This window comes from uncultured Umboniibacter sp., assembly GCF_947497555.1.
GTDB lineage: Bacteria > Pseudomonadota > Gammaproteobacteria > Pseudomonadales > DSM-25080 > Umboniibacter.
The window spans coordinates 174,027-197,601 of record NZ_CANMGY010000002.1; the positions used below are offsets into that span (position 1 = coordinate 174,027).

At 48.6% G+C, this 23,575-nt stretch carries 23 protein-coding genes; 3 read left to right on the forward strand and 20 right to left on the reverse strand.

The window, feature by feature from the left end:
- Positions 1-13 precede the first annotated feature (13 nt).
- Positions 14-1,498 (reverse strand): glutamate--tRNA ligase, encoded by a 1,485-nt coding sequence (gltX, locus tag Q0698_RS03615; protein WP_298633821.1) that lies wholly within the window; start codon positions 1,496-1,498, stop codon positions 14-16.
- Between the two features lie 232 nt (positions 1,499-1,730).
- On the opposite strand from gltX, the gene dusA reads away from it, so the two are divergent.
- From dusA to Q0698_RS03630, 3 genes are all read left to right on the forward strand, one after another.
- Entirely contained in the window at positions 1,731-2,702 is a 972-nt protein-coding gene (gene dusA / locus Q0698_RS03620; protein WP_298633823.1) for a tRNA dihydrouridine(20/20a) synthase DusA, read from the forward strand.
- 115 nt (positions 2,703-2,817) lie between these two features.
- Positions 2,818-3,762 carry a transaldolase gene (gene tal, locus Q0698_RS03625; RefSeq protein ID WP_298633825.1) on the forward strand — a complete coding sequence of 315 codons (945 nt, stop codon included), beginning with the start codon at positions 2,818-2,820 and terminating at the stop codon, positions 3,760-3,762.
- A complete protein-coding gene (locus tag Q0698_RS03630; RefSeq protein WP_298633827.1) occupies positions 3,755-4,195 on the forward strand; it encodes a TerB family tellurite resistance protein in 441 nt (146 codons plus the stop codon). Before tal ends, Q0698_RS03630 begins: the two co-directional genes overlap by 8 nt.
- A 92-nt stretch (positions 4,196-4,287) precedes the next feature.
- On the opposite strand, the gene Q0698_RS03635 is transcribed toward Q0698_RS03630, so the two are convergent.
- The 19 genes from Q0698_RS03635 to recR form a co-directional block, all read right to left on the reverse strand.
- The gene (locus tag Q0698_RS03635) at positions 4,288-4,776 is read right to left on the reverse strand and encodes an STAS domain-containing protein (protein ID WP_298633829.1); all 489 of its coding nucleotides are present in this window, start codon (positions 4,774-4,776) and stop codon (positions 4,288-4,290) included.
- Between the two features lie 6 nt (positions 4,777-4,782).
- Positions 4,783-5,979 (reverse strand): fused response regulator/phosphatase, encoded by a 1,197-nt coding sequence (locus Q0698_RS03640; RefSeq protein WP_298633831.1) that lies wholly within the window; start codon positions 5,977-5,979, stop codon positions 4,783-4,785.
- 70 nt (positions 5,980-6,049) lie between these two features.
- The gene (locus Q0698_RS03645; RefSeq protein WP_298633832.1) at positions 6,050-7,120 is read right to left on the reverse strand and encodes a VacJ family lipoprotein; all 1,071 of its coding nucleotides are present in this window, start codon (positions 7,118-7,120) and stop codon (positions 6,050-6,052) included.
- Positions 7,121-7,285: 165 nt separating this feature from the next.
- Positions 7,286-8,269: a porin gene (locus Q0698_RS03650; RefSeq protein ID WP_298633833.1), complete on the reverse strand. Its 984-nt coding sequence runs from the start codon at positions 8,267-8,269 to the stop codon at positions 7,286-7,288.
- Between the two features lie 327 nt (positions 8,270-8,596).
- Positions 8,597-9,319 carry a putative DNA-binding domain-containing protein gene (locus Q0698_RS03655; protein ID WP_298633834.1) on the reverse strand — a complete coding sequence of 241 codons (723 nt, stop codon included), beginning with the start codon at positions 9,317-9,319 and terminating at the stop codon, positions 8,597-8,599.
- Positions 9,303-10,142: a DUF692 domain-containing protein gene (locus tag Q0698_RS03660; RefSeq protein WP_298633835.1), complete on the reverse strand. Its 840-nt coding sequence runs from the start codon at positions 10,140-10,142 to the stop codon at positions 9,303-9,305. The genes Q0698_RS03655 and Q0698_RS03660 overlap by 17 nt, the downstream gene beginning before the upstream one ends.
- 3 nt (positions 10,143-10,145) lie before the next feature.
- Complete coding sequence (locus Q0698_RS03665) at positions 10,146-10,562, reverse strand: hypothetical protein (protein ID WP_298633836.1); 417 nt, start codon at positions 10,560-10,562, stop codon at positions 10,146-10,148.
- Between the two features lie 64 nt (positions 10,563-10,626).
- Positions 10,627-14,502, reverse strand: a complete 3,876-nt coding sequence (gene hrpA, locus Q0698_RS03670) for an ATP-dependent RNA helicase HrpA (RefSeq protein WP_298633837.1) — start codon at positions 14,500-14,502, stop codon at positions 10,627-10,629.
- 180 nt (positions 14,503-14,682) lie between these two features.
- The gene (locus Q0698_RS03675; protein ID WP_298633839.1) at positions 14,683-16,362 is read right to left on the reverse strand and encodes an AMP-binding protein; all 1,680 of its coding nucleotides are present in this window, start codon (positions 16,360-16,362) and stop codon (positions 14,683-14,685) included.
- A gap of 129 nt (positions 16,363-16,491) precedes the next feature.
- On the reverse strand, positions 16,492-17,667 hold the full coding sequence (locus Q0698_RS03680; protein ID WP_298633841.1) for a VWA domain-containing protein: 1,176 nt from the start codon (positions 17,665-17,667) through the stop codon (positions 16,492-16,494).
- Positions 17,668-18,513, reverse strand: coding sequence for a MoxR family ATPase (locus Q0698_RS03685; RefSeq protein WP_298633842.1), 846 nt, complete (start codon positions 18,511-18,513; stop codon positions 17,668-17,670). It lies immediately after the preceding gene.
- Positions 18,514-18,605: 92 nt separating this feature from the next.
- A complete protein-coding gene (locus tag Q0698_RS03690) occupies positions 18,606-19,022 on the reverse strand; it encodes a GNAT family N-acetyltransferase (RefSeq protein WP_298633844.1) in 417 nt (138 codons plus the stop codon).
- Positions 19,016-19,597 carry a DTW domain-containing protein gene (locus Q0698_RS03695; protein WP_298633846.1) on the reverse strand — a complete coding sequence of 194 codons (582 nt, stop codon included), beginning with the start codon at positions 19,595-19,597 and terminating at the stop codon, positions 19,016-19,018. The genes Q0698_RS03690 and Q0698_RS03695 overlap by 7 nt, the downstream gene beginning before the upstream one ends.
- The gene (gltS, locus tag Q0698_RS03700; RefSeq protein ID WP_298633848.1) at positions 19,582-20,772 is read right to left on the reverse strand and encodes a sodium/glutamate symporter; all 1,191 of its coding nucleotides are present in this window, start codon (positions 20,770-20,772) and stop codon (positions 19,582-19,584) included. Before gltS ends, Q0698_RS03695 begins: the two co-directional genes overlap by 16 nt.
- A gap of 5 nt (positions 20,773-20,777) precedes the next feature.
- Positions 20,778-21,119, reverse strand: coding sequence for a hypothetical protein (locus Q0698_RS03705; RefSeq protein WP_298633850.1), 342 nt, complete (start codon positions 21,117-21,119; stop codon positions 20,778-20,780).
- A gap of 1 nt (position 21,120) precedes the next feature.
- On the reverse strand, positions 21,121-21,570 hold the full coding sequence (locus Q0698_RS03710) for a YcgN family cysteine cluster protein (RefSeq protein ID WP_298633851.1): 450 nt from the start codon (positions 21,568-21,570) through the stop codon (positions 21,121-21,123).
- Positions 21,567-21,860: a YcgL domain-containing protein gene (locus Q0698_RS03715; RefSeq protein ID WP_298633852.1), complete on the reverse strand. Its 294-nt coding sequence runs from the start codon at positions 21,858-21,860 to the stop codon at positions 21,567-21,569. Before Q0698_RS03715 ends, Q0698_RS03710 begins: the two co-directional genes overlap by 4 nt.
- Positions 21,857-22,963 carry a ribonuclease D gene (gene rnd, locus Q0698_RS03720; RefSeq protein ID WP_298633853.1) on the reverse strand — a complete coding sequence of 369 codons (1,107 nt, stop codon included), beginning with the start codon at positions 22,961-22,963 and terminating at the stop codon, positions 21,857-21,859. Before rnd ends, Q0698_RS03715 begins: the two co-directional genes overlap by 4 nt.
- Complete coding sequence (gene recR / locus Q0698_RS03725; protein ID WP_298633855.1) at positions 22,963-23,562, reverse strand: recombination mediator RecR; 600 nt, start codon at positions 23,560-23,562, stop codon at positions 22,963-22,965. The genes rnd and recR overlap by 1 nt, the downstream gene beginning before the upstream one ends.
- Positions 23,563-23,575 lie beyond the last annotated feature (13 nt).

Here is a 23,575-nt window from a genome sequence, read left to right on the forward strand (position 1 = left end):
ACCGTGTCATCAATTAGCGCGACAGCGCCTGATAGGCTTTCTCAAGCTTTTTCAGCGCCTTCTTTCCAGGCGCACCCAGCACATTAACGGCGTGGCGAACGCGAGCACGGGTCAAATCAGCGCCCAATACCGCCATGGCATCAAACAACGGCGGCGTCGTAGCCTGTCCGCTTAGGGCAATGAATAACGGTTGCATCAAATCACGCAGCTTCAGCTCCATCTGCTCAGCCAAGGTATTCAATTCGTTATACAGCGCGTCCTTGTTCCATTCACGAACCGCATCTAAGCGCCAAGCAACAAACTGCAGGATTTGCTTCACCTGCTCTTCACTTAATTTCTTGAATTCGAACTGTTGCGGCTCAATGGTAGGAAGCCCCATAAAGAACATCTGCGTCAACGGACCAATGTCACTCAACTTCTCAAGACGCGACCCCACCAACGGTAGGATCGCTTTAAGATAATCTTCATTAAGTGCCCAGGTGGCAATGCGTCCCGCCAATTGATCCTCGGACAGATCTTCGCGAATCCAGCGGCCGTTAAGCCAATCAAGTTTCTCGACGTCAAATACCGGACCACCCAGAGACACCTTATTGATATCGAAGTTTTCCTGCATCTGCGCGAGTGAAAACTTCTCTTCTTCATTTGGCATTGACCAACCCATGCGCGCCAAATAGTTCAGCACCGCTTCCGGAAGATAGCCCATGCGCTGATAGAAGTTGATCGAAGTTGGATTCTTACGCTTAGACAGCTTTGATTTATCCGGATTGCGCAGCAACGGCAAATGGCACAGCACCGGCACATCCCAACCAAAGTATTGATAAAGCAGAATGTGCTTAGGCGCGGAGTTAATCCACTCCTCGCCACGCATCACGTGAGTAATCTGCATGAGGTGGTCATCTACGACATTGGCAAGGTGGTAGGTAGGCATACCATCGGCCTTTAACAGAACCTGCATATCCACCTGAGCGTAATCAATGCTGATTTCGCCACGTAGCAGGTCATTAAACACACAGGCGCCTTCAGCTGGAATCTTCATGCGAACGACATAGGGCTCACCCGCAGCGAGCTTCGCCTGCACCTCGTCTTCACTTAGAAGTAAGCCGCGGCCATCATAGCGAGGCGTCTGGCCGTTAGCCATCTGCTCCTTACGCATTTCGTCAAGCTCTTCCGAACTGGCGAAACAGTAGAAGGCGTGGCCTTTATCAATGAGTTCCTGACAGTAACCAGCATAGATATCCATTCGCTCCGATTGACGATACGGGCCATGTGGGCCACCCACGTCGGGACCCTCGTCCCAATCAAGTCCCAACCAACGGAGGGAGTCCAGAATGGCCTGCTCTGATTCCGCAGTTGAACGTGTTTGGTCTGTATCTTCAATGCGCAGCAGAAACTGCCCACCGTGCTGTTTAGCGAATACCATATTAAAAAGTGCGATATAGGCGGTACCAACGTGCGGATCACCCGTTGGGGATGGCGCGATACGAGTGCGAACTGTCATGTAATCTATTCCAATTTTGAGGTGCGATGGCGATAACAATTATCGACCATTGAATTTGCCTGAAGTATACACGACAAACCCACTTTGCTACCAACAATTAGCCCGATAAACACCGCCCCAATGGGCTATCAACCGTTATTCGGAGATTGAGGGTTTAAGTACATTTTCTAACTCTGATTTTTAACTCAACAAGTTATACTAGCTACTAATTAACTGACAAAGCGGCTTCCCAATGCCCCCAAACTACACGCTTTCGACCGCACCGATGATGGAATGGTCAGACCGACACTGCCGTGCTTTTTGGCGAGTGATGACGAAACACAGTTTGATGTATACCGAAATGGTCACCGCTAACGCGGTGATACACGGTAACCGCGACTACCTGATTGGCTACAATGATGTGGAGCACCCTATTGCCCTGCAGCTAGGTGGAAGTGACCCCGAGCAACTCCGTGAAGCCACAAAAATCGCCGCGGATTACGGTTATGACGAAGTGAATCTCAACTGTGGTTGCCCGTCAGACCGAGTGAAGTCAGGTTTCTTTGGCGCCTGTTTAATGGCCGAACCGGAAACTGTTGCGCGTGGTATGGAAGCCATCATTGAGACCGCCCCCATCAAAGCTACGGTTAAGAACCGCATTGGTATTGACGATCAAGAGGACTACCCTAGCCTACTTAACTTCATTGATACCGTATCCGCTAGCGGCGTAAAACACTTTATCGTCCATGCCCGAAAAGCCTGGCTAAATGGACTTTCGCCGAAGGAAAACCGTGAAATCCCGCCGCTGCGCTATGACTTAGTCCACCAGCTAAAATTGGAACGTCCGGAGCTAGAAATATCAATCAATGGCGGTATCAATACTCTAGATGAAGCCGATCATCAGCTTAGCCACGTTGATGGGGTCATGTTGGGCCGAGCCGCCTACCAGAATCCGTGGATTCTCGCGTCGGTGGATCGCCGTTTCTTCGGCGCCGAGACGGATCCTGTAACAACACGGCACGAGGCGCTTCGTGCCTACTTCCCCTATATTGAATCGCAGTTGGCTGCGGGGGCAAAATTACATTATATGACACGCCACTTGATGGGGCTGTTTAATGCTCAACCTGGCGGCAAACAATTCCGCCGCTATGTCTCCGAAAACGCCTATAAAGAGGGTGCTGGATTAGCAGTTCTTGAGCAGGCAATGGCGTTAGTACCAGAGTGAACTAGACTATAACAAATGGTTGTTTACGATCATTTTTATTGTCATGGTACCATCATGACAAAGTGATAAACTCGATGGTACATTCAATAACCGAAATTCCTAAGGAAGCAAAACAATGGCTTCGAAGCTCGATCAACTCAAAGCGCAAACAGTGGTTGTCGCGGACACCGGTGACATTGATGCGATAGCGAAATTCACCCCCGTGGATGCCACGACTAATCCATCTCTGCTACTTAAGGCAGCTCAACTCGAGCGTTACCGTCATTTTTTAGATGAAGCCATCCAGACCACTCGCACTGGTGATGTTGCGTCCGCTGTTGATCAACTTGCCGTTAACATTGGTAAAGAAATCCTGGCCATTATCCCCGGCCGAATCTCCACCGAAGTTGACGCTCGCTTAAGCTACGATCAAGAAGCGTCATATCAAAAGGCACATAGTTTAATTCAGCGTTATGAGTCGGCTGGTGTTGGTCGAGACCGCGTGTTGATTAAACTCGCCTCTACCTGGGAAGGCATCCGCGCCGCAGAGCGCCTGGAGCAGGATGGCATCAATACCAATCTGACCCTACTCTTCAGTTTTGAGCAAGCCGTCGCCTGTGCCGAGGCGGGTGTTTTTCTTATCTCTCCGTTCGTTGGCCGTATCTTAGATTGGTACAAGAAGGCGGAAGGCGTTGAGAACTACCCTGCTGAGAAGGATCCGGGTGTCGTCTCCGTCAAACGAATCTACGACTACTACAAAACTCACGCCTACCCAACTATCGTCATGGGCGCCTCGTTCCGCAATACCGGTGAAATTGAAGAGCTCGCAGGTTGTGATCGACTAACCATCGGTCCGTCACTGTTGGAAGAACTCGATAATGATTTTGGCGAGTTGCCGCAAAAATTATTCGATCAAGGTGGCTCCGCCGATCAGCGCCCAGATCGACTAACGGAGGCGCAATTCCGCTTCGGCTGTGGTCAAGATGCAATGGCTACTGAGAAACTCGCTGAGGGTATCCGTAACTTCGTTGCGGATCAAATCAAGCTGGAAGCACTCCTGCTAAAGGAAGCGAATGTTTAAAGCATTAAAAGCCCTTTTTGAGGCTACAGAAGTCCAACCTACTCCCACGTCTAACGACGTGGAGAGTGCGACTGCGGCGCTAATGATCATGCTAGCGATTGCTGACAGTCACTTCGATGATCGCGAGCGCGCTACGGTTGTTCGATTAGTCAAAGAACGCAGTGGTCTCAACGACGCGGAATTAGATACGCTAATCAGCGAGGCTGAGCAGGCTGCAAAGTCAGCCACGTCCATCTATGAATTCAGCCAGCAACTTAACAAGGCGCTTCGCTACGAGGATAGAGTTAACGTCGTTCGCGGGATGTGGGAAGTTGCCTATGCAGATGGGGTGATAGACAAATACGAAGAGCACCTCATTCGTCGGGTTTGCGATCTAATGTACATTAGTCATCAAGACTTTATCCAAACTCGCAATTTAGTTCGAGACCAATAGTTTCGTCGGTATTAATTCTTCGTCGAGAAAACTTCATATTGAGCGCTCAAACACCGGACTTGTTACCGACACAATGAACCACTAAACAACCGTTATAACTCTGCTTCGAGCTGCTTCACCAAATCAGAGAATTGCGCTTCATTACCCTCACATAGTGTCATCAAGGTTCGATGTGCCTCAAGCACATGATTTTTTGCGGTCTCATCATCACAGCACTCGCTGACACACTCAATCGGCAAAAGGTTCGCGGAATCAGTCGGTTGAGAGGAACTCAGAATCGATATGTTATTAAAACCCATCGAATTAAGTAATCGAGTCATATCGGCATGGGGCGTGTAGATAACAGGCATAACGCCACAGAGCGATTTGGCGCGGATACACAGCTTCGCCATCAGACCTAACGTTGTTGAATCGGCGTTCTCGGCGTCACTAAAGTCAACAGTGAGATGTTTGAAAGGATTAGCGCAAATCGTCTCGACACATTCATCGATCGTTTTACACAACGGGACTCGGACATCGCCGACCAACTTAACCACATACGTGTCATTGGTACTGGCAGAGAGTAACTTGCCTTCATTCATTCTTTATTAGCCTAATTGAAACAACAGAATAGCGATGTCATCCGGTACATCATTTTTCTCATTTAAGCCTAAATTTTCCACAATTTCATCAACTGAATGAGATTTTTCAACAACTTTAAGTAACTGTGATTCATTCTCAATCAATTCACCATTTTTCATCAGCTCGAAAACTCCGTCAGAACACACCACAATCTGATCGTTAGGCTGAAGCATAATACTTGAATTAGGCCACTCATTATCCTCTAGTAGCCCTAAAGGCATGCCACTTCCACGCAAATAAACAGCCCTGCCATCACGATGGAGAATTGGGAGAGGCAGATGCCCCGCTACCGAATAATGAAGTATGCGTTTCCGTCTATCGACAATGCCAAAAAACATGGTGGCATGGCGGTCAAGATTCGCTGAGATTAACTGCCGGTTAATCTCCTCAAGAATGTCGCTAGGAGTATTGAAACGTCGTCGCTGACCTTTATGTGTTCTGTGTGCTTTTAACAGCGTGGTAGACAAGTGCTTCAGAAAAACAGTCACAAACGCCGCGGGTGCCCCGTGACCTGAAACATCAGTTAGGTAGAAAACCGTAAAACGATTTTCAACATCGAAGCAGTCAAGGAAATCACCACTCACATACAAAGACGGACGCCAAAAGTGGCTAATCATACCATCGGCTATTTGCAGCGCTTGCTGCGGGAGCATTGCCCGCTGAATCTGTAGGGCAGCCTTGTGATCCTGTCGGAGCGTTCGTAAACTCTGATTTAGCTCCTCATTTGCACCCTCAAGTTCAGTTCTATAGCGCTGATTTTGTTCTTTGAGATAGCGTTGTTCAATAGCTCGCTCAATGGAGAGCTCGAGAATTTCCATATCAACAATCGGCTTAACAAAGTAATCATGGGCACCAAGTCGGAGAGCTCGGACTGACTCATGCATTTTTCCGGCACCGGAAACGACGATAAACGGAACGTTACGTCCTTGCTCTGCAATAGCTTCAAGAACGGATAATCCGTCGACATAGGGCATCTTTAAATCGCTGATTACAACATCCGGTGATTGTTTCGCGAATAGTCCTAGGCCCATCTCACCATCTTCAGCCGCTACGATATTGTAACCACAATCGGAAAAGTAGAGCGACAAACTATCACGAACGATATCGTCATCTTCAATAATCAATAGCGTGTATCGGTTTGGCTGACTATCCACGTTGGTCATTGCTTTTCCTTCTGACTATGGGCCGGCAGCTGCTTGACTCGGTTTAGTAACTTTGATTGGCCTCGTTGCGTTAAGGCAAGTTAGCATCGCTATTTTCACTATCATCAGTTTCAAGTGCTTTTTCCTCGATACCGTTGCTAGCTTCTGGGGTGGTATCGTTAGTATTCATGCCATTAATATCTTCGCCATAGCTCTCACCATCGTAGCTCTCACCATCGTAGCTCTCACCATCGTAGCTCTCACCACCATAGCTCTCACCGCCAAAGCCATCGGTGGATGAACCAAAGCCACCAAATTCATCAAATTCTTCGTCATCCGGCATCTTGCCGTCGAGCACTAGATACCGCCTACGCTGCAAATAAGCATCGCGAATAAAGGTATAACGATCGCCAGTGATAAATGCTTCAGCCTGAATTAGCTGGCTGCGCACGTTGATGGCCTCAACGCCTATTAAGGTATTACGAGTTGGAACATGATCAACATAACTGGTGTAATCGACAAAGCTATCGACATAACGCGCAGGGGCGTCCCGGAGTGTGCTGGGGCCATAGAAAGGGAGCATCAAATAAGGCCCTTCGGGAACACCGTAGTAACCCAAGGTCTGACCAAAGTCCTCACCCTCTAAACGGCGCATACCTAGCTCACTTGCAACGTCCCAGATGCCCAGCACGCCGATAGTGGTGTTGGTCAAAAACCTACCCGTGTAGACGCCGGCATCTACAATTTTTAACTGCAAAATAGAGTTTGCGGCACTGCCAATATCGTCTAAGTTAGCGAAGACATTATCAACACTACGTTCAATTGGATCAGGAGTGATGTATTTATAACCCGTCACAATAGGTAGGAGAATATAGCGATCGGCGACGTCATTGAATGACAACATCGCTCTATTGAGATCCTCGAAAGGGTCACCATCATAGGGTGCCACTTGAGTTTGCGCGAAACCGATGTCGCTGCCGTAACTCTCATAGGTGACGGAGTTGTTTTCAGTTTCTACCGCCGCAGAATTCTGGGTTTCAGCCGCAATAGCTACCGCTGTTTCACCATCTGAAGGCGACTCTGCTTCTGAGTCTTGTGCGCTAGAAGCAGCGCTGAGGAAGAGTGACGCTAAAGCACTCACGAAAACTAAACGCTTTTCCAAAGATCTTTCCATAATCCGAGATTTTGTTTAGGTTAGCATAAACTCTTATCTGGGCATTAGTATTTGCTAGGTGTATTTACCGAAAAACCCAGCGCGCGGGCTGGGTTTTTCAAACTTATCATAGATTTTAGGCAAAACGTTGGCCCAAAAATCTAGCGCTGATACTTAGAACTTGATTTCAAATCCTAAACCTAGCGTGCTTTCTTCAGCCATCATTCCAGCTAAATCAGTCGCTTCAAGGTCAGAGTAGTAGGCGTAAAGCTTGGCAGCGCTGCTTAGTTTATAGTCTGCGCCAACCACTAACATAGACAATGAGTCAACGGCAGTATCGCCATTAGCGTCAAACCAACCATCAGCTAAGCCCACTGGCTGAGAGCCTTCACCGTATTGTCCCCAAGCCTTAACCTTACCGAATTTGTAGCTAGCTGACACGTTGAACACATCACCTAAATCGGCACCTTCTGCGGATTCAGCAGTCTGCCAAATACCACCGAATTGAAGATCACCCATCGTGTACTGACCGGTACCACGAAGGATATTTGCAAAGCCTGCATCGGACTTGGTTTCCATGTCATAGGCAACTGCTGCCACCAAACCGCTGTCCTTAAAGCTCAACGAAATAGAATTGTGTGCGGTAGCGTTGTCATCATCTTCGCCTTGATCCAAGAACGCTTGAGCGTGAACTTCAAAACCAGCGAATTTAGGAGAGATATAACCGACTACGTCGTCGAAGCGCTCTTCACCCAACATAATCTGTTTGATATCGGCGCCAGCCAAATCGTTCGAGTAGTCAACTTTGCCTGCAGAAGATTTAAGTGCCGAATCACGACGACCCGCATAAGCTGTACCGAAGCCGCCACGGAAACCAGCGAAGGTATTACGCTGCTTGAATACGTCATCGTCGTCATCTACTGATACTTCATATTCTAACTGGTAGATAGCTTCTAGACCCTCACCGAGATCAATGGAGCCTCGGATACCAATTCGAGAAGCATTAGAAACAAGATCCCACGTCGCATCGGAACCTTCATCAACATTAACAACAGCGACATTTGCCTTACCGTACCAGGTAGGACCGGTGGTCTCAGCCATGGCCATCGGTGCGAAAGTAGCTGCTGATATTGCCGCTGCGAGAAGCTTTTTGTTCATAGTTTTACCCTTTAATTAAAGTTTTATTAAGTTTCGATGACGTTATTATTACGTTCATTTATTACAACTATGTTACAAATAATAACTTCAGTGAAAATAATAATACTAAAAAGATTGATATGAACGTTAAGCACTGACGACCCTGAATTGCGTCGAAATTATTGCGGAGGTCGGCGTTTGGCATATTCGGCAGAACAAGGTTCGAAGGTACCGGAAGCGCTGACAAAAGGATTAGACTTGGAAGCGGATAGGTTGTAACGCGGTGGCACCATCAAATGCTTTAACCATCAACAGTCTGTTACCCCAGTCACTAAAGGCCTCGACTGTTTAGGTTTCTACAGCTTTGGGAAGGGATACGACTGCTCCTTCACGCTGTAACTCCGCCAGCAAATCCCGCGCCGGCGCTTCAATGTGATGGCCGTCTACCCTCATTGAGGTAGCAATAGTCAACAGCGCTTCGCCTAGACTCTGCTCCTGTAGCAGCAGAGCCAGCAAGCTGAAACTCGCAGCGTTTAACAGTTTGTAGCGTAATTTATTGTGCGGGTTTCGATAGAGTAAGATATAGGTTGGCTGCTTAGGCGGCTCAATGCCTTCATTCGCCTCGTAAATTGCATAGTCGAAGGATAACAACGCGATAGCGGGTGAGAAGTGAACACCATCCGGACGATTTGTTATTGTCTCCGCTGACGGCCAATTCATGCTCTCTATATCAATAGCAATCCCCGCGCGCTCATATTCAGCAAGCTCATGCTGCCATTTAGGAGCATCCTGCTGAACGAACCAATTGAGGAACTCCCCTGATATTTCCGCAAAGTAAGGGGTGCGAGATATCCCGGACTCTAGAAATGCTCGAACCAGCTTGCGAAACTGTTCATCGCCTACTGCTCGGCGAAGTTTTTTGTAACCACCGCTTAGCAAGCCGAATAAATTGTTAAATACTAGGCGCTGATAGATTGCTAAACGACGCGCTTCAACGTTAAGACTTTCATCATGATGCTTAAACCTCACGCTAGCAGCTAAGGCACTCTGTAATTCACGAAAGTTCGACAAGAGCTCTCTCCTGAACGCGCTTCACGTCACTGACTTCCTGTTTTAACTCAGCGAGTGGCGGAAAGTTGAAATCACGTTCGAGCACCGTAGGAATAGCCCCAAAGCGACGATAACAAGTCTGTGCTAAATCCAGAACTGGCTTAATTAGCGGCGCTCCATGCGTATCGACTTTGAGATCTTCAGCTTCATCAGCATGTCCAGCGATATGCGCATAGGCTATCCGTTCATTGGGTAATTGCGCAATAAAATCGATGGGGTCATAGCAATGATTTACGCTATTCACGTAAACATTATTGATATCTAGCATGAGTCGGCAGTTAGCCTCACGTAATACCGCATTAACAAACTCAATCTCGCTTAGCTCTTGGCTGGGCGCTAGATAATAGGAAATATTCTCAACCGCGATCGGCTGTTCGAGATAATCCTGCACAACACGGATGCGATCTGCAACATGAGTCACAGCCTCTTCGGTAAACGGTATGGGAAGCAAGTCATAGAGTAAACCTCCGTGACCGCAGAAACTAAGGTGTTCAGAATAGCACTTCACATTATGCAAGCGAAGAAACGCTTTCACGTCCGCTAGCAGTTTGAAGTCCAGCGGATCCTGTCCGCCTAGATTTAGTGACAAGCCATGACAAACCATAGGAAAGCGATCACTAAACCACTTCAACCTATCGGCATAACGTCCGCCTAAATTGATCCAGTTTTCTGGAGCAAGTTCGAAAAAATCAATCCCGTCACAACCACCTGGTGCCTGTAACTGACTTATAAGTGAACGGCGCAGGCCTAAACCTACGCCGTTAACCTCAGCAAAGTGTGTCAATGCTTATGCACCACCGCACTTACCTTCGCCACAGCTACCTTCTGAATCATCAGCACCTTCACCGCCGCACTTACCTTCGCCACAGCTACCTTCTGAATCGTCAGCACCTTCGCCGCCACAATTGCCTTCACCACAGCTGCCTTCTGAGTCGTCAGCACCTTCGCCGCCGCACTTACCTTCACCACAGCTGCCCTCGGAATCATCCGCTTCACCACAGTTGCCTTCGCCGCATGAGCCTTCACTATCGTCAGCGCCTTCGCCGCCGCACTTGCCTTCTCCACAGCTTCCTTCTGCGAAGTTAACGAAATAACCATTATCAAGGTTTTCAGCTGAAAACGGCTTGGCTTCAAGGTCCGCGGCTGAAACCGCAGCCAAAGCGGCACTGAGTGCAGCGACTGCGGGTAGAATTTTATTAGACATTTGATGTACTCCCAAAGAAATTTAATGAAGTGACAGGCCTAAGCAAGCAGCTGTTCACAGCGTCTCATTGTTGGCTAGCCTCAATCCATGCCTGCTTAATCCGTTTTTCTGAAACCGACACAATCGTTTTCATTGGTTGAGCAAACAGTTGGACTCGCCACTCTTCAATCATAAAGCGAAAATCTACCAATGCAGCTTCGGATTCCCACATAAGACCCTCTTCCGCTTTCAATTTGTTAATTACGTCCGGTAAATAGGCATCGATCATGCCAATTGCTAACCGATCCTTCTGAACCTTTCCCTGAACCTGTTCAAGCCGCTTGAAACTAGCCTGCAAATAACGTGGATATTGGTCTAACCACTTTCTAGGGGTACGCCAAAGGAAGCCCGGGCCGAAAAGTTCCGCCCACTGATTCTTGACGTCTCCTACGGCGAAGGTAAGTGCCAGGCTATTGGTTTTCCGTAACACCCCTCTTAATTCGGCGTAGTCGGTTAATAGTTTGGTTAAGAAATTGGCCAGTTCGCGACAGTAGAGTAAAAACTCACCTCGATGAGCGTTAACTCGCTGGTTAAAAGCCGCTTGATCGGCAGGCCATTCTTGAAGCTTAAAAACCTCTCGTGCTGCCACCATCAACAGATCTTCGATCAGCTGGTCTCTAGGGCAAATTGCCGCCAATGCGAGTTTAATCCTGTTGTCTCGGAATACTTCCTTACGAATATCTCTTGCCTGAGTCGGAAGCTGCAAGAGGACTAATCGAGCTAAGCCACGGACTCCTCTAAGTTGGGCTTCCTCACGGCGATCGAATAACTGTAGCGAAGTCGATTCGCCGTCGTCTACTAGCGCTGGGTAAGCCGTAATTTTAACGCCTGACTTGGCAATCATCCGCTCGCGCGGCAGATCCCCGAAGTTCCATTCAACGATAGACTCTACCGTATCGATCTCATCATTCTGAGCCGCCGCCAGCGCGGCTTGAATCTTCGCTTTCAGCTGCTGTCGTAGCTGATTGAGGTTTCGCCCCATCGCCAAGCGCTTCTTTCGTTCGTCCACCACCACAATATTCAAACGATAGAAGTCATCTAACGCGCCCTCCTGCCAGTCGCTAGGCTCAAAGCGAACATTACTGACATAGGATAATTCGTCAGACAAAGCCTGAGTCAGTGAACGAGTTCCGTTGCGAAGCCTCGGCATCACCCTATCAACAAAATCGGGGACGGGTACAAATGATTTACGCTTTGCCTTCGGCAGCGCTTTCACTAACGCAATACACTTATCGCGAAGTAAGCCCGGTACCAACCACTCAAGCTCTGCCGCTTGAACCAGTTCAAGGAACTGTAGCGGAATGACCACGCTGACACCGTCGGCTGCGTGTCCGGGTTCAAAACGATAGCGCAATTTAAACTCGGCACCAGCCAAATGAATATGGGTGGGAAACTGAGCTCCGTCAACGGCCACATCGCGCTGCGCGAGATGACTTTGACTCATAAACAGCAGTTTAGGTTGTGCTGCTTCCGAGTCCTTTCGCCACGTTTCGAAGCTAACTAGATCGCAAATTTCCGCGGGTATCCGGTCATTATAAAATTGGAAAATCGCCTCTTCATCAACCAGTAAATCTCTACGACGCGTCTTTTCCTCGGCGGACTCAATCTGTTTACGAAGCGCGCTATTGTGTTGATAGAACTTCGCTTTCGCTCGATACTCGCCATCAACAAGGCAGCCGCGGATAAATAGTTCCCGCGCTACCACAGGGTCTTTATCGCCGTAGCCTACCCGTTTCTGCTCCACTAAGTTCAAGCCATAGAGTGTCACTCGCTCGAACGCCATGACTCTGCCCTGTTTCGCAGAATAATAGGGTTCTGAATAGTGGTACTTAACCAAGTGTCTAGCCACCGCGAGTAACCATTCCGGCTCAATCATTGCCACCTGGTGGGCGAACACCTGCGATGTTTCTAGGAGCTGACCACTGAGAATCCAGTTCGGTTTCTTTTTCCGCATTGACGAGCCTGGGAAAATAACAAAGCGGCGTTGACGGGCGCCTAAATACTCATCCTTACCATCACGCATTGCAACCTGACCGAGCAAACCGGAGGCCAGCGCCACATGAATAGCGTCATAGTTAGCGGCATCATGGTTCTTCTTCCACCCCATTTCCGCGCATACTCGCCAAATTTGGGTATAGAGATCGCGCCATTCGCGCATGCGGATATAGGATAAATACTCCTGTTTACAGCGTTTACGTAGCTGACTTTGACTGAGATCCTCCGCCCACTCTTGATAGCTATCCCAAAGGTTCACATAGGCCATAAAATCCGAATTCTCGTGATTCCACTGAGCGTGTTTTTGATCAGCTTGGGCCTTTTTATCAGCTGGTCGCTCACGGGGATCTTGGGCGGCTATCGCACTCACGATAATTAGCACTTCACGCAGCGCATTCTTTTGCTGGGCGGTGAATAGCATTCGCGCTAAATGTGGATCAATAGGGAGCTTCGAGAGCTTTCTTCCTAAGTCAGTCATTTCTCCTGTCGAAGAGACCGCGGCAATTTCTTCTAGGCGTTTAAAGCCGTCATTAATAAAACGATTATCTGGCGCGTTCACAAAGGGAAACTGCTTAATATCGCCCAGCTTCAGGTTTAACATTTGTAGGATGACGGCCGAGAGATTACTGCGCATAATCTCAGGTTCCGTGAACGCCACCCTACCGGCAAAGTCCTCTTCACTGTAGAGGCGAATGCACAATCCATGGGAAAGTCGTCCGCATCGACCTGCGCGTTGATTAGCGCTAGCCTGAGATACCGCTTCTATGGGAAGGCGCTGAACCTTGGACCGATAACTATAGCGACTCAGGCGTGCAAGCCCCGGATCAATCACATAGCCAATACCCGGAACCGTTAAGGAGGTTTCGGCGACGTTGGTAGCCAGTACGATTCGCCTGCCACGATGCGGCGCGAAAACTTTGTTTTGTTCGGCGCTGGAAAGACGTGCATAGAGTGGCAGCACTTCGGTATGGGCGAACTGCCGAGCCTTAAGTTGCTTGTGGGTTTCACGAATTTCGCGTTCACCCGGCAAGAAAACGAGCACATCACCCTTCGCCGGTGACTCGCCCCGCTTTTCTAGATCAATAATATGTTCTACCGCTTCGCAGATACCATCGTAGAGGCTGAGATCGGCATCGCTCTCATCGCCAATTAGCGGCCGGTATTCGATATCAACTGGAAAGCTTCGACCTGATACCTCAATAACTGGAGCACCATTAAAATGCTCACTGAATCGTTCTACATCAATGGTCGCTGAGGTAATGACCACCTTCAAGTCTGGGCGCTTGGGTAGCAGCTGCTTAAGGTATCCAAGCAAAAAATCGATATTAAGACTCCGCTCGTGAGCCTCATCAATAATGATGACATCATAGCGCGATAACCATCTGTCTCTGGCCATCTCGGCGAGCAATATCCCATCAGTCATCAGCTTAATCGCCGTATTGGCGCCACTCTGATCATTGAAGCGAACTTGATAACCAACGCTCTCGCCCAGCGTTTGGCCTAGCTCCTCAGCAATTCGAGTTGCCACCGAGCTTGCGGCGAGACGACGCGGCTGGGTATGTCCAATAAGTCCACGCGCCCCTAGGCCTAGCGATAAGCAAATTTTAGGTAACTGAGTAGTTTTACCTGAACCCGTTTCACCTGCCACAACCACGACTTGGTTATCGCGAATAAGCTCTGCTATCTGTGCGCGCTTTTCACTAATTGGCAGCGCGTCATCAAAGTGTGGTTTCGGTATTACCGCTAACTTTTGCTCAAGTCGCGCTGGTGCGGAAGCGACTAATTCACTGCGCTCAGCGGATAGACGTTCAGCGGGCTTCTTTTTGCGCTGAAGATTCTTAATTTTATTCGTCAAGGAACGATACTTGACGACGTCTTCGCGTAGCCACTGGGAAAAGTCTTGCATGTAAATACTCTCATTAGATGGCGGTATCATAGCAAAATAATCAGCGTAGGGGGCTTTGGTATCACCGAGTATTGCTTCAAGCCAAAGCGTCATCCATAAAAAAAGGCGCCACTGTGAAGTGACGCCTTTCTCATGGATTAAGTGCTTAGCTAATCCAAATTCTTACTGTATGTGATAGGTCTATTTCTCGCCTACCGCTTCGTCGCGAAGTTCACGACGCAGTACTTTACCTACGTTAGTTTTCGGCAGTTCATCGCGGAATTCAACAAACTTAGGAACTTTGTACGCAGTTAGGTTCTTACGCATGAATTGACGAACATCATCGGATGTCAGCGACGCATCACTCGAGACCACGAAGATCTTAATCACTTCACCGCTAGTTTCGTCGGGAAGACCCACCGCGGCACACTCTACCACTTTGTCATGAGCCATCAATACATCTTCCAACTCATTCGGGAAAACGTTGAAGCCGGAAACAATGATCATGTCCTTCTTACGGTCGACCAGCTTTACGAAGCCATCTTCCTGAATAACAGCCATATCACCGGTACGTAGCCAACCTTCAGCATCCAGCACTTCGGCCGTCGCGTCTTCGCGCTGCCAGTAGCCCTTCATAACCTGAGGACCTTTAATGCATAACTCACCGACTTCACCGATGGGAAGGTTGTTACCCTCTTCATCAATGGTCTTCACTTCAGTATTTGGAACCGGTAAGCCTACCGTCCCAAGCTGTTCAGCTTTTGGCGGGTTAGCACAGGCCACAGGAGAAGTTTCGGTCATGCCGTAACCTTCAGAAACCGTACAACCGGTCATTTTTTCCCAAGCTTCAGCAACCGAACGAGAAAGCGCCATACCACCTGACATCGTCAGTTTGAGCGGCGAGAAATCTAATTTCGCGAAGTCTGGGTTGTTCATTAGGCCAATGAACAGGGTGTTTAAACCAATGAAGGTAGAGAATTTGTGGGATTTAAGCTCTTTCACAAACCCTGGAATGTCACGAGGATTGGCGATAAGGACCGTGTGGCAGCCGCGCTGAAACCCAACCATGCAATGAATGGTAAAGGCGTAAATATGATACAGCGGCAGCGGTGCGATGAGAATCTCTTTACCGGGCACCATCCCAGTGGCTTCCATCTGAGGTGCAGTTTGCATCATGTTAGCCACAATATTGCCATGCGTTAACATCGCACCCTTCGCTACACCGGTGGTCCCACCAGTGTATTGCAGTACGGCAATATCATCGGCCTTGGGTGATTGTTCCTGCATGGGTTTCTGAGCACCTTTCGCCAAAATATCGCGGAATTTAAGCGCGTTCGGCAGCTGGTAAGCAGGAACCATTTTCTTAACATGTTTTACCACGGTATTAACGAGGACACGTTTCACCGGAGACAGCATATCGCCAATTTCAGTCACAATTACCTGTTCGATATTGGTATCAGCAATGACTTCGTCTAACAACGATGCCATGTTGGCTAAAATAACAATCGCCTTGGCATTCGAGTCAGTAAACTGGTGCTTCATCTCTCGGGCCGTATAGAGCGGGTTAGTATTTACTACAACTAAGCCGGCACGAATTGCACCAAACATGGCAATAGGATACTGAAGAATATTAGGCAGCTGAAGCGCGATTCGATCGCCTGGCTGAAGATTGGTGTGGTTTTGAATCCACGAAGCAAATGCCCCGGATAACTGATCCAATTCCCCGAAAGAAACCTCACGCCCCATTGAAGAAAAGGCCGTGTTGCTATTATATTCTGACACAGCCTCTCGATAGACCGAATTGATATTATCGAAAGCTGCTACATCAACCTCGGCCGGTAAGCCGTGATTTAATCGTCCCTGGCGTCCTACATCTGTCATGAAAATTACCTATTTTTAGTTTATTTGTTGCTAAAGCAACGTTTTATCACAGTAACGTCAACAAAGTGTACAGAGTTTAGCACTAACTTCATAGTTCATAACACTGCACGAAATACCTAACTTAAGCACTCACTTTACAAGGTTTTGCATGGCCCTCGCTAAACCGTCAATAGTCAGCGGATACATATCATCTTCCACTAACTCTTTCACCATGGAAATCGACTGCGTGTGCACCCAATATTTCTCCGGTGTGGGATTCAGCCAGACTAATTTAGAGAATGTCGCCTTAACTCGCCGCATCCATGCCTCACCAGATTCCTGATTCCAGTACTCTACGCTCCCACCGGGCGATACAATCTCATACGGCGCCATCGCAGCATCGCCCACGAAAATAACCTTGTAGTCCGAGCCATACTTATTAAGCACCTCAGAAAGCGGCTGACTCTGTTCGGCTCGGCGAAGGTTATTTTTCCAGACATGATCATAGATAAAGTTGTGAAAGTAAAAGTACTCCAAGTGCTTAAACTCAGTTTTGGCCGCGGAGAATAGCTCCTCTACGGTGCGCACATAGGAGTCCATGGAGCCGCCTACGTCTAAAAACAATAGCACTTTCACGGCATTATGCTTTTCGGGCACCATGGTAATGTCTAAGTACCCAGCATTATTAGCCGTTTTGCGAATCGTATCATCGATATCCAGTTGGTCGGCAGCACCGGTGCGGGCGAATTTGCGCAGGCGTTTAAGCGCGACTTTAATATTTCGGGTGCCCAATTGGACATCGTCATCGTAATTCCGATACTGCCGCTGGTCCCACACCTTTACGGCCTTGCGTTGCCCACCTTGGCCGCCAACACGAATCCCCTCAGGGTGGAAGCCACCGTGCCCAAACGGTGAAGTGCCGCCCGTTCCGACCCATTTGTTGCCACCTTCGTGACGTTCCTTCTGTTCTTCGAGCCGCTTCTTGAAGGCTTCGATGAGTTCCTCGAGACCGCCAAGGCTTTCAATGGCGGCCTTCTCTTCTTCGCTAAGACTCTTCATAAATTCTTGGCGAAGCCACTCATCCGGGATTAACGCTTCGATAAAGTCATCAAGTGACTCAAGCTCCTCGAAGTGAACACCAAAAGCACGATCGAACTTGTCGTAGTACTTCTCATCTTTCACCAGACAAAGGCGAGCCAATTGGTAAAACTCTTCGACATTGGCAAAGACGAGGTTTTTGGACATGGCCTCTAACAACACAAGGTGTTCCTTTGGCGTAACCGGAACCCCTACCTTACGGAGTGTGTAGAAAAACTTAAGTAGCATTTACAGGCGCTCACGACGCGCCATAAACGCCAGACGCTCCAATAACTGAACGTCTTGCTCATTTTTCACCAACGCCCCATGCAAGGGAGGAATTGCTGAACTGCCTTGTTTATTAACGAGCGCATCAGCGGAGACGTCGTCGGCCAACAACAATTTCAACCAGTCAATCAATTCGGAGGTTGACGGTTTCTTCTTCAACCCGGGTACGTTGCGAAGATCAAAGAAGGCTTCGAGAGCTTCGTTGACTAGATCCTTCTTGAGTTCAGGAAAGTGGACATCTACGATTTGCTGCATCGTTTCTTGACTTGGAAAGTTAATAAAGTGAAAGAAGCAGCGACGAAGGAATGCATCAGGCAGCTCTTTCTCATTATTAGATGTGATGATTACAATAGGACGTTTCTTAGCTTTAATGGTCTCGCCAGTTTCATAGACAAAGAATTCCATCTTATCAATCTCTACCAAAAGATCATTAGGGAACTCGATATCGGCTTTATCAACCTCGTCAATTAATAACACTACCGTTTCTTCGCTCTCAAAGGCTTCCCAAAGTTTGCCCTTTTTAATGTAGTTCTTGATATCGTGAACTCGGTCATCGCCAAGCTGAGAGTCTCTAAGTCGCGAAACCGCGTCGTACTCATACAGTCCCTGCTGAGCCTTTGTCGTTGACTTAATATGCCACTGAATAAGTCGGAGCCCCAACGATTCAGCCACTTCTTCGGCCAGCATAGTTTTACCGGTACCCGGCTCGCCTTTAATTAACAGCGGACGTTGGAGTGTGACAGCGGCATTAACCGCTAAACTCAGTTCACTCGTTGAAACATATCGATCGGTACCCGTAAATTTCACAAACTTTCTCCTAAACACATCAGGTTTATAAATAACGCATTCGTTAGTTTACGCGCTACGGTTCACTATGCCGTGTCCGCAGGCGACAGCTTTTAGTCCTTTGACGTGATTCGTACCATCGCTATGACATTACGTTGCTGACTCAAGCGCTGATATTGCTGCTGAAACCAGTCTGGACCTTGATGGTTAGCCAGCATAAAACCCCCAGCCCGATAGAACGCTTCTAAGTGGCTAAAGGGAAAACAATAGATCTCGTCGTTACGGTACTGCTCCACGACCGCAGTTAGAAATTTGGTCCCAATACCTGATCCGCGAAAATCAGGATGAACCACCATGGCCCGAAGAAAATGAACACCATCCTTGGGTTCAATACGAACACACGCGATGAGCTGCGCACGCTCATACCAACCCCACACCGTCTCTAGACGCCCAGGCGATCCGCCGTAACGAGTGACTTTATAAAACTGCTTTACCAGCGGAAAACTAACAGGATCTATCTGCTTTAACATGGGGCATGTCCGTTCATACTCGCTACTGCGTGAGCCAAGTATTCATCATAATAACTCTCTCGGTGCTGACTATAGCTATCATCAACACTGGCCAATAGGGCTTCAGCAGTGCTCAATCCACCCATTCGCTGATTTTTTCGAAACGGATATCGGCTTGAGCGACAGGCTATGCTAAGACGCGGTAGTCTCGCCAAGAGCGGCTGATTTGCTAACATTTTAGTCGTCTCCTGCCAGGTCCCATCCAAAAGCCAAAGGCGCCGGATATTGGTGTCTTTAGAGGGGTTCGTATCCGTATCGACCGGCAAAGGGTCGTTGGTCTTTGGGTAAAGCAAAACGTCACCGATCTCGGGAGTGAGTAATTGAGTACGCTGGTAGGTATGAAGCTTTACCTGACTGTCTAACTGAAGAAACAAGACACTGGATGAAGGGCGTTTAAGTTCTAGTGGATGCGCTAGCAGATGGACTTCGAACGGCAGGTGTAGTGATCGTATTGAACGGCAGAAACACGCCACCTCACGGAGATTGCAGCGTCGACACCTTGGCAATCCAGCCCGATCAACTAATACCCCAGCCATATTAACCAAAGTTTAATCATTGAAGCATTGGTCAAATCCAGAAGCCCTGCCCCGATTAAAGGAATCACAATAAAAGCTTGTGGGGCCGGTCCGTAACGTTCGGTCACAGAATGCATATTCGCAACGCCGACAGGGGTAGCACCTAGGCCAATGCCTGCGAAACCAGCACCGCAGACGGCTGCATTATAATTTCTTCCCGCTAGCGGGAAGACAACAAACACGGCAATGCCCACAACGATGAGGATTTGCCCGGTCATCACCATGACGATCTGTCCAATTTGAGCCCAAATTGCTACGAGATCCATGGTCATTAGGCTCATCGCCAAAAATAAATTGAGGCAGACATCTCCAATCACCGCGACAATACCAAAGCATACTTGATAATCTCGACTACGGGCATAGTTACCAACAAAAACACCCACTAACATAGCGGTTACAAAACCAGGAAGTAATAGTCCTCGGGAAGACATTAGCTCGTTCAATACACCACCAAATCCGGTACAGATTGCGAACAAGAGCACCGCATTGATAACACCTGTGGTGGTCATTTCAATCGCTAGTGGGCCTCGTTTTGGTAACTTCTCAATCTTTTCCTTGTTCATCGAACGTTTTCGCGCAAAGCGGATTAGGACCTGCCCTAGTGGGCCGCCTACCAAGCCTCCCGCGATAAGCCCCATGGTTGCGTAGGCAAGCCCTAGATCTGAAGCGCCGGCAAAACCCTGTTGAGTAAAATACTCCCCCCAAGATATAGCAGTCCCATGGCCTCCCGCAAGAGAAATACTGCCCGCCATTAAACCGTAAATTGGCTCGAGATCGAACTGCAGCGTTAACAACACCGCGAATAGATTTTGAAGAAAGAGGAGCAATACCGTGGCTAAGGCTAATTTAAGAAGCAGCGATCCACCCAGGACAATGTCACTAAATTTAGCGCATAGTCCAACACTCGCGAAAAAGACCAACAGTAACGTTGCTCGGAGAGTGAGATCGAACTGAAATTCAACACCCGCAGTCACTGATATGAGAGATAAAACAGCGCTACACAGTAATCCACCAAGTACCGCCGGTGGAATTTGCCAACGAGCCAACGCCTCAATTCGACTAATCGCCTGCTGTCCTACCCACAGCACAGCAATCGACAAAACAATAACTCCACTCGTTGTAAAGTTAATGAGCATTGTTATCAGCTCCCTACATTATCAAGGCGCTTTCTTGTACGGAAGATTGACAGCAGCACACCAATGATCGCCCCTGCTATTGCAGCGCTCACTATGAACCGACCTGCCCTCATGAAGCCACCATCAACACCATTGAGAAGATCAAAAACTGCGGAGAAAATGGCTGGAGCCAACAAATTAGAACCCGCTGACTCGGCTACGGGTACAAATAGTGCCCCTAAGGTTGCCCACCAAATAGTGTAAAAAAGCCACTCAGGAAGACGATTTAGCATGCGAGCCCAAACCACCAAACAAACCGCACCACCAAGGATCCAAGCGCCCCAGGCGAATAAATAACTATCAATCATCTCAATTTACCCATTGAATAATATGTGCCTCGATCTCATCTTCATTAACATCCAGCTCCGAAACACTTCGATTAGCCACCGTCATTCCAGCCGTAAGAATAGAAGTCCGATCTCCAGTTAGCAAATGATGCCACTCGGGGAGTGGCAGTCCCATTGCAACTAATCGATAACTGCAGGTAACTGGAAGCCAATCAAACTGATCTATATCGGCTACGGTAAGTTGGGTGCAATCGGGAACGCGCTGTTTACGTTGATCGTAATCAGAGCACTGACAACTGGATGGGTCAAGTAACTGGCAAGCAATATTGGTATAAACCAATTCATCTGTCTCGTCATCGATAAACTTCTGTAGGCAACACTTACCACAGCCATCGCATAATGACTCCCACTGCTCTTTAGTCATCTCGGAAAGCGGCGTTGTCTCCCAAAAGGCACGATTAAGAGCGCTCATCGCTGCAGCTTTGAGTTCTTAAGTGCGATTTCCGCCATTTCGTCATCGCGCGGCGGTGGTAACTGCAAGAAGAATCCATTGTCACGAATGGCATCGAGTACTTGCTTTGCATCGAAGCGAGCCAGTTTTTTGGTTTCCGTTAATAGAAACGCCATGCTTTCTTTGGCTGGGCCAAACCGATTTAGCAGTGGTTCAGGAACCTTTTTAAGACCCTGAGCCTTCTCCACGATAAGGTACATACCGTCCTCGCTAGCGGACCGATATACCGACACAATACAAGGTTGTTTCATATTTCTGACTCTGCTCTCTTTTCGTGAAAACGCTGTTGGGCACGTTCTAAATAGGGGGTTCTCCACTTCGGGAGGGCTGGTGACTGCTGGAAGCTGTTGGTACGAACGAAGGCTTGGCCTACCTTCTTCGAGGCCAGCATCTCACGAGGTATTTCCAGTTCATTAGCCTCTTTGTCGACCATCTTCATAAACAGTTTATACTGTTTGGTTTGCGACTTCGTGAGCAGGCGCGGCATCAACGCTTCAGTGGGCTCGGAAGCGACGACCTCATTGATGAGCCCAATCCATGTTTCGGCATAGCGCTTTATCTGTCCCGGTGAAAGGTCGACAATATCAGCCATTGCCGCCGCATGCTGCGGCTGTTGAATCGCTAACTGCACCAACGAGGCCTCCGCAAGCACTCGATTACGGGGCATATCTCGGTCCCGCGCTTGCTGCTCACGCCAGTCACTTAGCGCTTTAGCAACATGCTGAGTGAGCGGATCGCGGTCAGCCACTTTCGTGAGACGATCAAAATAGTAACCAAGGTGGTCATTGGCATTCGAGCTCGCAATGGTAAAGTCACCCTCTTCCCAAACCCAATCTACGCGCTCTTCTAGGCGCAGCATCAGCGCTGGAAATGCCTTGGCAAGCCAGACCACATCGTCTTCAGCATAGCGCAGCTGCGAATCTCGCAGCGGCCTCTGTAGCCAATTGCTTCGTGTTTCGCCCTTATCAAGTTTGACATTAAACAGATGCTCAGCCAGTTCGGCAAAACCAATACCCGAGCGCAAACCACATAAAGCCGCCGCCACCTGGGTATCAAAAATACGCTTTGGTATCGCACCACATAGATGCCGCAGGACCTCTAAGTCCTCACTACAGGAATGCATCACAATGGCGGTGGTTTCCATCAACTCGACCAATGGTTTCCAGTCGCTGATTGCTAACGCGTCGATTAGCCAAACATCGTCCACGGTGCCAATTTGAATTAGGCCTGCCTTAGGAAAAAACGTCGTTCGTCGCTCGAACTCGGTATCCAACACTAGCCAATCTTGAGCTCCGAGGCGCTCGCAAAGAACCGCCAGTGTGTCATTCGTTTCGATCCAATTTGATGCCGCCATTAATTCATTACCTTGCGCCCACTAAAGGCGTGTGTGAGTGTGCCACCATCCACAAACTCGAGTTCACCACCAAGCGGGACTCCATGTGCAATGCGACTTGTTACCACCTGGTACTGCTTAGCTTTTTCGGCCACGAAGTGTGCGGTCGCCTCACCTTCTACCGTTGGGTTGGTAGCCAGAATAAGTTCTTTTACCTCACCCTCTGATAGGAGTACTTCTAACTCGTCAATACCAATATCCTGAGGGCCAATGCCATCAATGGGCGAGAGATGGCCCATTAGGACGAAGTATCGCCCAGAATAGCCACCTGACATCTCGATAGCCATCACATCGGTGGGTGACTCTACTACGCACAGAATACTTGGATCTCTGCGCGGGCTTCGGCAAATTCCACACAATGGTTCCTCAGTTAGGTTACGGCAACGTGGACAGCGCCCTACTTTTTCGACCGCAAGTTCAACCGAATTCGCCAACTGCTTGGCGCCCTCTGGGTTGCGTTCTAAAAGGTGTAAAGCCATCCGCTGGGCCGTTTTCGGCCCAACTCCTGGAAGCACTTTGAGACTGTCGATTAACTGAGTAATTAACGGGCTAAAATTCATCGGCGCAAGTTAC